The 15232-nt window shown below is 73.5% G+C and carries 11 protein-coding genes; 5 read left to right on the top strand and 6 right to left on the bottom strand.

From position 1 onward, the window contains the following. Window positions 1–74: 74 nt before the first annotated feature. The 5 genes from SLAV_RS13070 to SLAV_RS13050 form a co-directional block, all read right to left on the bottom strand. Entirely contained in the window at window positions 75–749 is a 675-nt protein-coding gene (locus tag SLAV_RS13070) for a hypothetical protein (RefSeq protein WP_030225718.1), read from the bottom strand. 262 nt (window positions 750–1011) lie between these two features. Continuing rightward, a complete protein-coding gene (locus SLAV_RS13065) occupies window positions 1012–4929 on the bottom strand; it encodes a multifunctional oxoglutarate decarboxylase/oxoglutarate dehydrogenase thiamine pyrophosphate-binding subunit/dihydrolipoyllysine-residue succinyltransferase subunit (RefSeq protein WP_030225715.1) in 3918 nt (1305 codons plus the stop codon). Window positions 4930–5187: 258 nt separating this feature from the next. Next, complete coding sequence (locus SLAV_RS13060) at window positions 5188–6267, bottom strand: HAMP domain-containing sensor histidine kinase (RefSeq protein WP_030225713.1); 1080 nt, start codon at window positions 6265–6267, stop codon at window positions 5188–5190. Further along, a complete protein-coding gene (locus SLAV_RS13055; RefSeq protein WP_030225711.1) occupies window positions 6264–7004 on the bottom strand; it encodes a response regulator transcription factor in 741 nt (246 codons plus the stop codon). Before SLAV_RS13055 ends, SLAV_RS13060 begins: the two co-directional genes overlap by 4 nt. A gap of 190 nt (window positions 7005–7194) precedes the next feature. Continuing rightward, window positions 7195–7728, bottom strand: coding sequence for a hypothetical protein (locus SLAV_RS13050; protein WP_158740456.1), 534 nt, complete (start codon window positions 7726–7728; stop codon window positions 7195–7197). 170 nt (window positions 7729–7898) lie between these two features. Here SLAV_RS13050 and SLAV_RS13045 point away from each other — a divergent pair, with 170 nt between their 5' ends. The 3 genes from SLAV_RS13045 (at window position 7899) to SLAV_RS13035 (ending at window position 11090) form a co-directional block, all read left to right on the top strand. Further along, window positions 7899–9167, top strand: coding sequence for a glycosyltransferase family 39 protein (locus tag SLAV_RS13045; protein WP_030225706.1), 1269 nt, complete (start codon window positions 7899–7901; stop codon window positions 9165–9167). Between the two features lie 181 nt (window positions 9168–9348). After that, window positions 9349–10239, top strand: a complete 891-nt coding sequence (locus SLAV_RS13040) for a sulfurtransferase (protein WP_051840308.1) — start codon at window positions 9349–9351, stop codon at window positions 10237–10239. Window positions 10240–10328: 89 nt separating this feature from the next. Then, window positions 10329–11090 (top strand): DUF4097 family beta strand repeat-containing protein, encoded by a 762-nt coding sequence (locus SLAV_RS13035; protein ID WP_030225702.1) that lies wholly within the window; start codon window positions 10329–10331, stop codon window positions 11088–11090. A 9-nt stretch (window positions 11091–11099) separates the two neighbouring features. Here the strand turns inward: SLAV_RS13035 and SLAV_RS13030 are convergent, their stop codons facing one another. Next, window positions 11100–11957 (bottom strand): SDR family NAD(P)-dependent oxidoreductase, encoded by an 858-nt coding sequence (locus SLAV_RS13030; RefSeq protein WP_030225700.1) that lies wholly within the window; start codon window positions 11955–11957, stop codon window positions 11100–11102. 266 nt (window positions 11958–12223) lie between these two features. On the opposite strand from SLAV_RS13030, the gene lon reads away from it, so the two are divergent. Beyond that, window positions 12224–14620, top strand: coding sequence for an endopeptidase La (gene lon / locus SLAV_RS13025; protein ID WP_030225698.1), 2397 nt, complete (start codon window positions 12224–12226; stop codon window positions 14618–14620). Between the two features lie 144 nt (window positions 14621–14764). Beyond that, on the top strand, window positions 14765–15205 hold the full coding sequence (locus SLAV_RS13020) for a MarR family winged helix-turn-helix transcriptional regulator (RefSeq protein WP_030225696.1): 441 nt from the start codon (window positions 14765–14767) through the stop codon (window positions 15203–15205). The last annotated feature ends 27 nt before the right edge of the window (window positions 15206–15232 follow it).

Here is a 15232-nt window from a genome sequence, read left to right as displayed (position 1 = left end):
GACCCGGCAGACCCGCGGGGCGTCCGGCGCCCCGTCCCGTGGCGGCACCGGACCGGTCTGCGAAGGTGCGGTCGTCAGGCCGCGCACCGGTGCTGCTCGGCCTGCCGCGCGGTCTCGCTGCGCTCCCGGCGGGCCGCGTCCGCCTCCTCGCGTACGCCGTCGAGCCGCTGCTCCAGCTGGGCGACCCGCTCGCGGTAGCGCTCCAGCTCGGCCCGTACGAACGCCAGGTCCGCGACCTGCTGCGCGGCCTCCTGGCGGATCTTGTCCACCTCCTCCTCGAACCGGTGCTTCGCCACGTCCAGTTGGGCGACGGCCATGTCCGCGGCTTCCTCCGCCAGCGCGGTGCGCCGTTCGGCCTCCAGGGTCCGCTGGGCCGCGGCCCGGGTCACGGTCCGGATGCGCTCCTCGGCGGTGGCCGAGTCCGTGACGAGGGCCAGTTCCTCGATGTAGCCCGGCAGGTCCGCGGACAGCCGGGAGAGGAGCGTCACGAGGTCGGTGCGGGGGTCGGATCCCTCCACGTCCGGCAGGGCCTCCGCGCCGGGCGCCTTACCGGCCGCCTTTCCGGCCTCGGCCGCCTGGCGCTTCTCGTCCCTGCGCTGCTGCCGCTTGGCCCGGAACCTGCGGAACGCGCCCAGCGCGTTGTGGTCGGGGTGGGCGCAGTACCGGGGCTCGGGGTTGCCGGGCGTCGGCGCCTCGGGGTGGTTGGGGCACTCCGGGTACGCGCAGAGGGGAAGCGTCTCGACCGTCATTTTCCTGCCTTCTCGTGAAATTTCATGCATCCCCGGATGCGAGTCGTCACCGGGTGCGGCTCGCGCCGACCGGTGACACTCGGGGGATGTACGAACACGCTAGAGGCGGAAGGGGAGTTGTGGGCGTTCCCAGAGGGTGCGTCAGACTTCGGTAAGATCATCGGCCGCTTTCCGGCGGCCGGGTCCGACCCCCCCCGGACAGCCGGAAGGCCCGGCCCCCCATGGGGACCGGGCCTTCCGACCGTTCGGCTCAGCGGGGCGACTACGCCTCGAAGACCTCGTTCAGCAGGAGCTGCTGCTCCGCCTGGTGGCGCTTCGCGGAGCCCACCGCCGGGGACGAGCCGTGCGGACGCGAGACGCGGCGCAGGCGCTCGCCGGCCGGGATGTCGGCGCCGACGGCCAGGTCGAGGTGGTCGATCAGGTTCAGCGCGATGAACGGCCACGCACCCTGGTTCGCCGGCTCCTCCTGGGCCCAGATGTACTTCGCCGCGTTCGGGAACTTGGCGATCTCCGCCTGGAGTTCCGCGCCCGGCAGCGGGTACAGCCGCTCGATGCGGATGATCGCCGTGTCGGTGATGCCGCGCTTCTCCCGCTCGGCCTCCAGGTCGTAGTAGACCTTGCCCGCGCAGAAGACGACCTTGCGGACCGCGTTCGGGTCCACGGTCGAGTCGCCGATGACCGGACGGAACGAACCGTTCGTGAACTCCTCCGCCTTCGACGCCGCCGCCTTCAGACGCAGCATCGACTTCGGGGTGAAGACGATGAGCGGCTTGTGGTGCGGGTTGTGGACCTGCCAGCGCAGCAGGTGGAAGTAGTTCGACGGCAGGGTCGGCATCGCGACCGTCATGTTGTTCTGCGCGCACAGCTGGAGGAAGCGCTCCGGGCGGGCGGACGAGTGGTCCGGGCCCTGGCCCTCGTAGCCGTGCGGGAGGAGCAGGGTGACGCCGCTGGTCTGGCCCCACTTCTGCTCGGCGGAGGAGATGAACTCGTCGACGACGGTCTGCGCGCCGTTGACGAAGTCACCGAACTGCGCCTCCCACAGCACCAGCGCGTCCGGGCGGGCCAGCGAGTAGCCGTACTCGAAGCCCATGGCCGCGTACTCGGAGAGCAGCGAGTCGTAGACGTTGAAGCGGGCCTGGTCGTCCGAGAGGTACAGCATCGGCGTGTAGTCCTCGCCGGTCTCCCGGTCGATGAGGACCGCGTGGCGCTGGCCGAAGGTGCCGCGGCGGGAGTCCTGGCCGGACAGCCGGACCGGGGTGCCCTCCATCAGCAGCGAGCCGAAGGCCAGGGTCTCGCCCATGCCCCAGTCGATGGTGCCGTCGTCGATCATCGCCGCGCGGCGCTGCAGCTGCGGCAGCAGACGCGGGTGGACGGTGACGCCCTCGGGGATGTTGACCTGGGACTCGGCGATCCGCTTGACGACGTCCTGGGAGATCGCCGTGTTCACGCTCACCGGGAACTCGGCCGCGGCCTGCGCCGGGGCCGGCACGCTGATGGGCGGCTGCGTGGCGGCCTCGCGGACCTCCGCGAAGACCTTCTCCAGCTGGCCCTGGAAGTCCTGGAGCGCCTGCTCGGCCTCTTCCAGGGTGATGTCGCCGCGACCGATGAGGGACTCGGTGTACAGCTTGCGCACCGAGCGCTTCTTGTCGATCAGGTCGTACATCAGGGGCTGGGTGAACGCCGGGTTGTCGGACTCGTTGTGGCCGCGGCGGCGGTAGCAGATGAGGTCGATGACCACGTCCTTGTTGAACGCCTGGCGGAACTCGAAGGCCAGGCGCGCGACGCGGACGACGGCCTCGGGGTCGTCGCCGTTCACGTGGAAGATCGGCGCCTCGATCATGCGGGCCACGTCGGTCGCGTACATCGAGGAACGCGAGGACTCCGGGGCGGCGGTGAAGCCGACCTGGTTGTTGATGACCACGTGCACGGTGCCGCCGGTGCGGTAGCCGCGCAGCTGCGACATGTTCAGCGTCTCGGCGACCACACCCTGGCCGGCGAAGGCCGCGTCACCGTGCAGGGCGAGTGGCAGGACGGTGAAGTCGGTGCCGCCCTTGTTGATGACGTCCTGCTTCGCGCGGACCACGCCCTCCAGGACCGGGTCCACCGCCTCCAGGTGCGAGGGGTTCGCGACGAGCGAGACCTTGATCTGCTCGCCGTCCAGGCCCGTGAAGGTGCCCTCGGCGCCCAGGTGGTACTTGACGTCGCCGGAGCCGTGCATCGACTTCGGGTCGAGGTTGCCCTCGAACTCGCGGAAGATCTGCGCGTACGACTTGCCGACGATGTTGGCGAGGACGTTCAGGCGGCCGCGGTGGGCCATGCCGATGGCGACCTCTTCGAGGCGGGCCTCGGCCGCGGAGTCGATGACCGCGTCGAGCAGCGGGATGACGGACTCGCCGCCCTCCAGGGAGAAGCGCTTCTGGCCGACGTACTTCGTCTGCAGGAAGGTCTCGAAGGCCTCGGCGGCGTTCAGGCGGCGCAGGATGCGCAGCTGCTCCTCGCGCTCCGGCTTGGAGTGCGCGCGCTCGATGCGGTCCTGGATCCAGCGGCGCTGCTTCGGGTCCTGGATGTGCATGAACTCGACGCCGGTGGTGCGGCAGTACGAGTCGCGCAGCACGCCGAGGATGTCGCGCAGCTTCATCATCGACTTGCCGGCGAAGCCGCCGACCGCGAACTCGCGCTCCAGGTCCCACAGGGTGAGGCCGTGCTCGGTGATGTCGAGGTCGGGGTGCTTGCGCTGCTTGTACTCCAGCGGGTCGGTGTCGGCCATGACGTGGCCGCGGACCCGGTAGGAGTGGATCAGCTCGAAGACGCGGGCGGCCTTCGTGACGTCGTCGTCGTGGGAGGCGTCGATGTCGCGGTTCCAGCGGACCGGCTCGTACGGGATGCGCAGCGCCTCGAAGACGGCGTCGTAGAAGCCGTCCTCGCCGAGCAGCAGGTTCGCGACGATGCGCAGGAACTCGCCGGAGGCCGCGCCCTGGATGACCCGGTGGTCGTAGGTCGAGGTCAGGGTCATGACCTTGGAGATGCCCAGCTTGTTCAGGGTGTCCTGCGAGGTGCCCTGGAACTCGGCGGGGTAGTCCATGGAGCCGACGCCCATGATGACCGACTGTCCGGGCATCAGGCGGGGCACGGAGTGCACGGTGCCCAGGCCGCCGGGGTTGGTCAGCGAGACGGTGACGCCGGTGAAGTCGTCCATCGTCAGCTTGCCGACGCGGGCGCGGCGGACGATGTCCTCGTAGGCCTGCCAGAACTCGAAGAAGTTGAGGGTCTCGGCCTTCTTGATGCCGGCGACGACGAGCTGGCGGTCGCCGTTGGGCTTCACCAGGTCGATCGCGAGGCCGAAGTTCACGTGCTCCGGCTTGACCAGGGTCGGCTTGCCGTCCTTCTCCGCGAAGGAGTGGTTCATCGACGGCATGGCCTTGATGGCCTGCACCATCGCGTACCCGATCAGGTGGGTGAAGGAGATCTTCCCACCGCGGGCGCGCTTGAGGTGGTTGTTGATGACGATGCGGTTGTCGAACAGCAGCTTCACCGGGACGGCGCGGACGGACGTGGCCGTCGGGACGTCGAGGGAGGCGTTCATGTTCTTGGCCACGGCAGCAGCCGGGCCGCGGAGCGTCACCAGTTCGGGGCCGGAGGGGGCCTCGGTGGCGGGCGCGGCCTTCTGGGCGGCTACGGGGGCGGCGGCCGGAGCCGGAGCCTGAGGGGCGGGCGCGGCCGGTGCGGCGGCCGGGGCCTGGGAGGTGACAGTCACAGCAGGGGCACCAGAGGGGGTGGCAGGAGCAGGGGCAGGAGCTGACACAGGCGGAGCGGCCGGGGCGGCCGGGACCGCTCCGGAGGAGCCGTTGCCGGCGACGGGGGGCACGGCGCGCGCCGCCCCCGTGGCGGCGGCGACAGGGGCCTGAGGAGCTGCGGCGGAGGTGGCGGCCTGTGCGGAGGCGCCATCCGTCGTCGTGGACTTCCCGGGACCGTCCGCCTTCACCGGAGCGACAGCGCCCCCCGGCTTGTAATCGGCGAAGAAGTCCCACCAGGCCCGGTCGACCGAGTTCGGGTCCTGGAGGTACTGCTGATAGATCTCGTCGACGAGCCACTCATTCGCGCCGAAGCCTGAGGCAGGGGTCTTCCCGCCCTCTGCTGCTTCGGTCGTGGTGCTCGGGTTACTGGGGGACTGTGGCGACACGGCGGCAACCGCCCTCTTCCGCTTCACAAGGTATGGACAGCGGGAATAAAGGCTACGCCTCCTGGACGGTGCCTTGCAGGCCGGGCGGGACTTCCGTCGCGCAGGTCACATCGAACGGCGGGTTTCGTCACGTGGAATGGCGGGAAACTAGCGTGGTTCGGGTAGGGGGCACCGAGGTTGCGACCCCCATGGCTTCGCACCCCTGACGACCCCGGGCACGTGTGGCCGAGATCATGTCCTTCCCACCAGAACCCTACGTCAAGACGATGCCGGTGAGCTGCCCGGAAGAGTGACAAGGATTCGGCAACCCCGTGACGATTCGGCCACGCCGATGTGCCCGCCGTGCAGGCCGACGGCCCATCGGGCGATCGCCAGACCCAGCCCGGTACCCCCGTCGCCGCCGCGCGCCGCACCCCGGTTGAACCGCTCGAAGACCCGGTGCCGCTCCGCCTCCGGAATCCCGGGCCCCTCGTCCACGACCTCCAGGGCCAGACTCCCGGGCGCGTCGCCGGCCCGGGCGCGGACCGTCACCCGGCCGTGCGGCGGACTGTGCTTGACCGCGTTGTCGATCAGGTTCGCCACCACCTGGTGCAGCCGCTCCGCGTCCGCGTGCGCCGTCAGCTCCGGAGGGAACACGTCCAGGTGAAGGTGCACGTCGTTACGGGTGTGCCCGCCCGAACCGGACGCCAGCCCCGGCCGCCCCGCGGCTGCCAGCCCCGACTCCTTCAGCACCCCCGACAGGTACGGCCACACCTCGAAGCGGCGCGCCTTCAGCGGCACCACCCCGTTGTCCACCCGGGACAGGTCCAGCAGGGTCTCCACCAGCCGGCCCAGCCGCTCCGTCTGCTTCAGGGCCGTGCGCATCGTCTCCGGATCGGCCTCCGAGACCCCGTCCACGACGTTCTCCAGCACCGCCCGCAGCGCCGCGATCGGCGTGCGCAGCTCGTGCGAGACGTTCGCGACCAGTTCTCTACGGTGCCTGTCCACGGCCTCCAGGTCATCGGCCATCAGATTGATCGTCGCGGCCAGATCGCCCAGCTCGTCACGGCGTCCGGCCCCGCGCACCCGGCGCGTGTAGTCCCCGTGGGAGATGGCGCGCGCCACCGTCGTCATGTCGTCCAGCGGCGCCGTCAGGCTGTGCGCCACGAACTGGGTGATCAGCATCGAGGCGATCACCGAGAACACCGTGATGAACCGCAGCTCCGTGGCCGTGCGCAGCGCCACCATCAGCAGACCCGTGGTGATGAACACCGACACCACGACGAGCGTGCCCAGCTTCGTCTTGATCGAGAACGGCGAGTAGGGCCGCAACCCCGCGCCCGGGGGCCGGTCGCTCACGCCTGCGCCGGGGTCTCCAGGGCGTACCCGACGCCGTGGACCGTCCGGATCCGCTCCGCCCCGATCTTCCGGCGCAGCGCCTTGATGTGGCTGTCGACCGTACGGGTGCCCGACGCGTCCGCCCAGTCCCACACCTCCGCGAGCAGCTGCTCCCGCGAGAGCACCGCACGGGGGGTCCCCGCCAGGCACACCAGCAGGTCGAACTCGGTCGGCGTCAGGTGCACGTCCTCCGCCTGCACCCGGACCCGCCGCTGCGCGTGGTCGATCTCCAGGTCGCCCAGGCGCAGCGTGGCCCCGCGCGGGGCGGTCGCGGCCAGCGTGGCCCGCTCCACCCGGCGCAGCAGTACGTGGACCCGCGCGGCCAGCTCCCGCATGGAGAACGGCTTCGTCATGTAGTCGTCCGCCCCGACCCCGAGACCGACCAGCATGTCGGTCTCGTCGTCCCGGGCGGTCAGCATCAGCACGGGCACGGGCCGCTGCGCCTGGACCCGGCGGCACACCTCCAGCCCGTCGAAGCCCGGCAGCATGACGTCCAGCACCAGCAGCTCCGGCAGCCAGCTCTCGGAGGCCGCCACGGCCGCCGGCCCGTCGTAGGCCGTCTGCACCTGGAAGCCCTCCGCCCGCAGCCGGGCCGCGATGGCGTCGGCGATGGTGCGGTCGTCCTCGACCACGAGCACGCGCCGCTGGGCGCCCGGGGTGGCCGCGGCGCCGTTGTGGGTGGTGTGTGTCTGTTCCATGTCCCGCCCCTGAAGATCCCGCGTGATGGGGTGCAGCGTAGAGGAGGCACCGGCCTGCGGCTATGTGCGGTTCGGACAGCGAACACCCGGGTGGACGGGCCGCGCACCGCGTTGCCGGACAACACGCGGTGCGGTGGCCGGAAAGGGCCTGCGGCCCGGTGGACGCCCGGTGGACCCGCCCGGCGCGGCCCTAGAAGCCCGGCAGGGCCGCCAGCACCTTCCGCAGCCCGGGGGTCAGCGAACCCTCGTCGGAGCTCACCGTGGACCCGTCGTACGCGAACTCGTACGCGAACCCGTCGTAGACCGGCGGGTCGGCCCTGGCGTCGGCCGGCAGCCGGGGCAGGTCCGCGGCCCGCAGCGCGCTGCGCAGCGCCTCCAGGCCCGACGGGGGCAGCTGCCCGGCCCCGGGCTGCGCGGTGCCCGAGGTCCGGGTCCACGAGCCGTCGCCCCGGACGGTGAGGACCACCGTCCGCCCGGCGAAGCCGCCGGTACGGGTGACGGTGACCAGCCGCTCCGCGGCGGGATCCCGGCTCGGGGACGCGGACGGGGCGGGCAGGCCCGAGGACCCGGGGGTCCCCGCGGTGGCGCCGGCCGTCGCCCCGCCCGAGGGCCCGCCGGGCCCGGGGGAGCCGCCGGCGCCCGCGCCGCAGCCGATCAGTACCGCCACCGCCAGCAGCGCCCCCGCCGCGGCCCGTGCCGTCCGTCCCGTCCGCACCGTTCGCACATTCGCCTCCCGGGTACCCCGGCCGACCCCGACCATGGACTTCCATCCCACCACGGAACGCATCCCGGGAGGCCGTCATCCGCCGCATCGCCGCCTGGCGCTGGGCGCCCCCGCTGTTCGCCGTCCTCCTCGGCCTCCTCGCACTGGAACGCGGCCCCGGCGACGGCAGCATGTGGCGCGACGAGTCCACCACCTGGCAGGTCGCCCACCGCCCCCTGGCCGCCCTCGCCGGCCTCCTCGCCCGGGTCGACGCCGTCCACGGCCTCTACTACCTGCTGATGCACGCGGTCTTCGCCCTGTGGGACGGGGGCCTGTGGGCGCTGCGCCTGCCCTCCGTGGCCGGCGCCGCCCTCGCCGCCGCCGGTGTGGCCGCGGTCGCCCACCGCCTGGCGGGGGAGCGGGCCGCGCTCCTCGCCGGCACCGCCTACGCCCTGCTCCCGCCCGTACAGGCCTACGCCCAGGAGGGGCGCTCGTACGCCCTCGTCACGGCGGCCGTGGTCTGGGCCACCCACCTGATGCTGCGCGAGCGGTGGGCCGCGTACGCCGCCGTCCTGCTCCTCGGCTGCTGGCTGCACGAGTTCGCCGTCCTGGCCCTGTTCGCCCACGCCCCCGCGGCCCGCCGCTCGCCCGGCTGGCGGTGGAGCGCGGCGGCCGTGGTGGCCGGGCTGGCGCCGCTGGCGCTGCTGAGCGCCGGACAGGCGCGGGCGCAGCTGGGCTGGCTCGGACGGCCCTCCTGGCAGGACTGGGCGGCCTACGGGGTGCTCGCGGCGGTGGTGCTGCTGCTCGCGCGGGGCGCCGCCGAGCGGGACCTCGCGGACCTCGCCCGGGTCGCCGTACCGCTGGCGCTGCTGCCGCCCGGACTGCTGATGACGGTGTCGCTGGTGCACCCCTGGTACGTCGACCGGTACGTCCTCTACGCGCTCGTCGGCCCGGCCCTCCTCGTCGGGGCCCGGCTCGCCCGCGCGCGCGGGTGGTGGCCCTGGCTGCTGGCCGCCGTACTGCTGGTGCCCCTGGGCTGGTGGTCCGCGTGGCTGCGGACCCCCGAGAGCCGCAAGGACGACGTCCTCGCGGTGGCCGCCGCCGTCCGGGAGCGGGCCAGGCCCGGGGACGCGGTGCTGTTCATGCCGTCGCGGCGGCGCGAATGGCTGCTGTCCTCGCCCACCGCCTACGCGGGCCTGCGCGACGTGGCCCTGGACCGCTCCCCGGCGGCCTCGAACACCCTCCACGGCACCGAACTGCCGCCGGAGCGGATCCGGACGGCACTGCTGGACTCTCCCCGCGTGATCGCCCTGCTGGACCCGCAGGGCCAGCCCCTGGACCCGTACCCGACCGAGGCCGCCAAACGCGAGGCCCTGGCCACCACCTTCGAACGCTGCTCGCTGACGACGGTGCGGGGGGCCCGGGTCGTGGTGTACGCGAGACCGGGCGGCTGCGACTGAGCGGGGCGGGGGTCTCGGTCCGGTCGGGGTGGCCGGGGTGGCCGGGGTGGATTCGCCCTCGGGTGGGGGGTGTTGGCGGGTGGGGGTGCGGGCGGGGGAGGATGTTGCGGACCGCGTCAGTACCCGTCGGGTCCCGTGCACTCCGGTGGGCGGGGGCCGGCGTGCTCTCCGGAGGTGCCGTATGTCCACGCCCGACCCCGCCGCCGGGCCCGTACCCGCGTCCGAACGTCCGGACCCGGCCGCCCCGTTCGGGCCGCTCGTGGGGGTGGAGTGGCTCGCGGAGCGGATCGGCGGGCCCGGAGTGGTCCTGTTCGACGCCTCCGTCGGCGCCCACCGGGGCGCCCCCGCGCGGATCCCCGGCGCGCGGCCCTTCGACCTCGACGGCGCGCTGTCCGACCACGCCGCCGCCGCGCCGCACACCATGCCCGCCGCCGCGGAGTTCGCCGACGCGATGCGCGGCCTGGGCCTCGACGACACCGACACCGTGGTCGTCTACGACGGCGCCGGGATCTACTCCAGCGCCCGCGCCTGGTGGATGCTGCGCGCCATGGGCTTCGACCGGGCCGCCGTCCTCGACGGGGGCCTGCCCGCCTGGACCGCCGCCGGGCTGCCCGTCGAGGACGCCCCGGCGGCGTACGAGGGCCCGCGCGGCTCCTTCACCGCCCGGCCCCGCCCCGGGCTGCTGGTGGACGCCGCCGCGGTCTCGGCGGCGCTGGCCGATCCGGCGGCCGCCGTCCTGGACGCCCGCACCCGGGAGCGCTTCGAGGGCACCGCCCCCGAACCCCGGCCGGGACTGCGCGGCGGCCACATGCCGGGCGCGGTGAACCTGCCGTTCGGGCGGCTCCAGGGGCCGCAGGGCCTGATGCTCCCGCCCGACGGGCTCCGCGCGGCCTTCGAGGCGGTGGCCGCGGGGAAGGAACGGCTCCGCTTCAGCTGCGGGTCCGGGGTGACGGCCTGCGTGCTCGCGCTGGGCGCCACTCTCGCCGGGTACCGGGACACGGCGGTGTACGACGGCTCCTGGAGCGAATGGGGCCTGCCCTCCCCCGACCGCCCGGTGACCTCCGGCCCCTGACCGCCCCGCCCCGGCCGGGGGATACCCCCACCCCGGAACGGGTACCGGCCCCAGGGCCCGGCGGCCCCGGGGCCGGAAGACTGGGCGGCATGCCAGCCCACACCGCGTCAGCCCGCCCCGGCCGGAAGGCCTTCGGCGGCGCCGTCACCGCCGTCACCGCCGGGTTCCTCCTCGTCGGCTGCTCCCTGCCCGGGGGCACGTCCAGGAGCCTCACCGCCGACGACACCGTGACCGAGGCCGTCACCGCGGTCGAGGTGACGGACGCGCGCCGCGGCTCCATCGAGGTCACCCCCGGCGCCGGACCGGGGGTGCGGGTCCACCGGACCGTGCACTACCGCGGCGAGGCGACCCCCGAGCCCGGCCGGCGGGTCTCCGACGGCGTGCTGAGCTTCACCGCGGGCTGCGCGGACTCCTGCTGGGTCGACTACCGCCTGGAGGTGCCCGCCTCCGCGAAGGTCCGGCTCGACAGCAGCAGCGGCCGCATCACCGTGGCGGGGGTCGCGGCCGCCGAGGTCACCTCCGGCTCCGGGGACGTGCGCGCCGAGCGGATCACCGGCCCGCTGAGGATCCGTACCGCCTCGGGCGACATCGAGGCCACCGCCCTGCGCGCCCCCGACGCCGAGATCCGCTCCGCCTCCGGCGACGCCACCGTCGGCTTCGCCGCGCCCCCGGCCTCCCTGTCGGTCACCACCACCTCGGGCGATGTCCGGGCCCGGCTGCCCGGGGGCCCGTACGAGGTGACGGCGTCCACGGCCTCCGGCGACCGTGACGTCACCCTGGCCTCCACCCCGGCCGCCCCCTCCCGGCTCTCCTTCCGCACCACCTCGGGGGACCTCCACGTCTCCGGCTGACGCCGGCCCTCAGGCCACCGGGGCGGGCACCGCCGCCTCCGCGGCACGGCTGACGGACTCCCAGCCCGCCCAGGTGTCCATCCGTCGCCGGGCGATGTCGAAGGCCAGGTCGTAGACCATGCTCCCCAGCAGCAGGCGCAGCGGCGGTTCCGCGCTGTCGACCAGCGAGAGCAGCGCCCGCGCGGCGAGTGCCGGATCACTGTCCACGGACCCCTCCGCGAACTGCTCCTCCAGCCGCGCCCGCAGGGGGGCGTACGGCTCCAGGGGGGTGGTGGCGCCCATCGCCGTATAGAGGTCGGTCCAGTAGCCGCCGGGCTCCAGGATGCTCACCTTGACCCCGAAGCCGGCCGCCTCCATGGCGACGGCCTCGCTCATCCCTTCGAGGGCGCACTTGCTCGCGCTGTAGAGCCCGGTGCTCGGGAAGCCGCTGAGCGCACCGATGCTGGAGACCTGTACGAGGTGTCCCGCGCCCTGCCCGCGCAGGACGGGCAGTACGGCCTGGGTCACCCACAGCGCGCCGAAGAAATTGACCTCCATCTGGGCGCGGGCCTCGGCTTCGGTGAACTCCTCGACCATGCCCATCGTCAGGGTCCCGGCGTTGTTGATGACGACGTCGAGCCGTCCGAAGCGGCCGACGGCGGTGGCGACGGCCGCAGCGACCGCGTCCCGGTCGGTGACGTCCAGGGGCAGGGGCAGCACCCGGCCGGGGTGCGCGGCGGCCAGTTCCTCCAGCGGCCCGGTGGTGCGTGCGGCGACGGCGACGCGGTCCCCGGCGGCCAGGGCCGCTTCGGCGAAGGCCCGGCCGAGCCCGCGGCTGGCACCGGTGATGAACCAGACGCGGTCGGTACCTGCGGTTTCGGTGCGCACGGGGGCTCCCCTCGTCGATGCGGCGAGACGTTCCGTCTCGTTTGATGCCCCTACTGTGCCCGCCGCGCGTGCATCGAGTCAAGACGGAACGTCTCGTCTTTGTGAAAAGGGGTCAGAAGGCGCCCGCCCGACGCGCCGCTGATTGCTCGTGCCTCCCGGGGGCCTGCGCGCAGGTGTTCGCCCCCGGCGAACGGGAGTTGGGGAACATCCCGGGGCGCAGGTGCATTGAGTCGGCATAGCTCAACTTCACTGCCGGAGGGAAGATCATGGCTTCGACGTCCGTAACGCTCACCCTGCCCGTGCTGCCGCTCGACGACGAGGTCGTGCTGCCCGGAATGGTCGTACCGCTGGACCTGTCCGACGCCGAGGTGCGCGGAGCCGTGGAGGCGGCGCAGGCGGCGGCCGGGAGCGGGAAACCCCGGGTGCTGCTCGTGCCCCGGGTCGACGGCAAGTACACCGGCACAGGTGTGCTGGGAACCGTCGAGCAGGTCGGCCGGCTCTCCGACGGGGACCCCGGCGCCCTGATCCGCGGCCGTGGCCGCGTCAGGATCGGAGCCGGCACGACCGGGCCCGGCGCCGCGCTCTGGGTGGAGGGCGAGACCGTCGACGAGAAGGTGCCCGACCCGCTGCCGGGGGCCGTCGCCGAGCTCGTCAAGGAGTACAAGGCCCTCGCCACCACCTGGCTCAAGAAGCGCGGCGCCTGGCAGGTCGTGGACCGGGTCCAGCAGATCGAGGGCGTCTCGGCGCTCGCCGACAACTCCGGCTACTCGCCCTTCCTGAGCACCGCCCAGAAGGTGGAACTGCTGGAGACCGCCGACCCGGTCGCCCGCCTCCGGCTCGCCGTCAAGGCGCTCAGCGACCACCTCGCCGAGCAGGACGTCGCCGAGTCCATCGCCAAGGACGTCCAGGACGGCGTCGACAAACAGCAGCGCGAGTTCCTCCTGCGCCGTCAGCTCGAAGCCGTCCGCAAGGAACTGCGCGAGCTGAACGGGGAGCAGGAGGGCGAGGAGTCCGACGACTACCGCGCCCGCGTCGAGGCCGCCGACCTGCCCGAGAAGGTCCGCGAGGCCGCCCTCAAGGAGGTCGACAAGCTCGAACGCGCCAGCGACCAGAGCCCGGAGGGCTCCTGGATCCGCACCTGGCTGGACACCGTCCTCGAACTGCCCTGGAACGAGCGGACCGAGGACCGGTACGACATCCAGGGCGCCCGCGCCGTCCTCGACGCCGAGCACGCCGGACTCGGCGACGTGAAGGACCGCATCACCGAGTACCTCGCCGTCCGCAAGCGGCGCGGCGAGCGCGGCATGGGCGTCATCGGCGGCCGGCGCGGCGGAGCCGTGCTCGCGCTCGTCGGCCCGCCCGGCGTCGGCAAGACCTCCCTCGGCGAGAGCGTCGCCCACGCCATGGGCCGCAAGTTCGTCCGCGTCGCCCTCGGCGGCGTCCGCGACGAGGCGGAGGTGCGCGGCCACCGCCGTACCTACGTAGGCGCCCTGCCGGGCCGCATCGTCCGCGCGATCAAGGAGGCCGGGTCCATGAACCCGGTCGTCCTCCTCGACGAGATCGACAAGGTCGGCTCCGACTTCCGCGGGGACCCGGCCGCCGCCCTCCTGGAGGTCCTGGACCCGGCGCAGAACCACACCTTCCGCGACCACTACCTGGAGGTGGAGCTGGACCTGAGCGACGTGGTCTTCCTGGCCACCGCCAACGTCCTCGAAGCCATCCCCGAGGCCCTGGCCGACCGCATGGAACTGGTCCGCCTCGACGGGTACACCGAGGACGAGAAGGTCGTCATCGCCCGCGACCACCTGCTGCCCCGCCAGCTGGAGCGCGCGGGCCTGGCCGCCGACGAGGTGGTGCTCCAGGAGGAGGCCCTGCGCAAGCTGGCGGGCGAGTACACCCGCGAGGCGGGCGTGCGCACCCTGGAGCGGTCCATCGCCCGGCTGCTGCGCAAGGTGGCCTCCCAGCACGAGCTGGGCGAGCGGGAGCTGCCCTTCACCATCGGCGCCGACGACCTGCGCGCCCTCATCGGGCGGCCGCACCACGTCCCGGAGTCCGCGCAGGACCCCGCGGAGCGGCGCACCGCCGTCCCCGGCGTGGCCACCGGCCTCGCCGTGACCGGTGCCGGAGGCGACGTGCTCTTCGTCGAGGCCTCGCTCGCCGACCCCGAGACGGGGGCCGCCGGGCTCACCCTCACCGGCCAGCTGGGCGACGTGATGAAGGAGTCGGCGCAGATCGCGCTGAGCTTCCTGCGCTCGCACGGCGCGGAACTGGAGCTGCCGGTCGCCGACCTCAAGGACCGGGGCGTGCACATCCACTTCCCGGCCGGCGCGGTCCCCAAGGACGGCCCCAGCGCGGGCATCACCATGACCACGGCCCTCGCCTCGCTGCTGTCCGGCCGCCAGGTCCGCACCGACGTGGCCATGACCGGCGAGGTCTCCCTCACCGGCCGGGTGCTGCCGATCGGCGGGGTCAAGCAGAAGCTGCTGGCCGCGCACCGCGCGGGCCTGACCACCGTGATCATCCCCAAGCGCAACGAGGCCGACCTGGACGACGTCCCGGCCGAGGTGCTGGAGGGGCTGGAGGTGCACCCGGTGACGGATGTGCGACAGGTCCTGGAGCTGGCCCTGGCCCCGGCCGCGATGTCCTTCACCAAGGCCGCCTGACCTGCGCACGAGAGCTCCGTACGGCCCGGGGACCCGCATCGGCGGGGCCCCGGGCCGTCGGCCCGCCCCCTGCGAAATACTGGGCCCGTACACCGGGCCCGCAGCGGGCCCGCAGGGGGACACCACCACCGATCGGAGCGGGACGTGCACGGGAGCGAAGACCAGGAGTTCCTTGCCCTGGAGCGGGAGCTGTCCGTCTTCCTCCGGCGGGCCCGCGCCTCCTCCGGCGAGATGGCCCGCGCGCTCCACCCGGAGCTGGAGCCCGCCGCGTACGGGCTGCTCGTCCGGCTGGAGGCCGCCGGCCGCCAGCGGGCCACCGAGCTCGCCGCCTACTTCGGGGTCGGCAAGGCCACCATGAGCCGCCAGCTGCGGGCCCTGGAGGTCCTGGGCCTGGTGGCCCGCGAGCCGGACCCGGCCGACGGCCGCGCCTTCCTCGTCGGCCTCACCGACGAGGGCCGGGCCCGCTTCCTGCGCGTACGGGGAGCCCGCCGCGAGCAGTACATGCGCAAGCTGGCCGACTGGGACCGGGGCGAGGTGGCGGAGCTGGCCCGCCTGCTCAACCAGCTCAACTCCGGCGAGGAGTAGGGCCGGAGCGGGGACCGGGCGCCGCGC

Source organism: Streptomyces lavendulae subsp. lavendulae, from assembly GCF_002803845.1.
Classification (GTDB): Bacteria; Actinomycetota; Actinomycetes; order Streptomycetales; family Streptomycetaceae; genus Streptomyces; species Streptomyces lavendulae.
The sequence above is the reverse complement of the archived record's forward strand: the minus strand, read 5'-3'. Positions and strand labels throughout refer to the sequence as shown.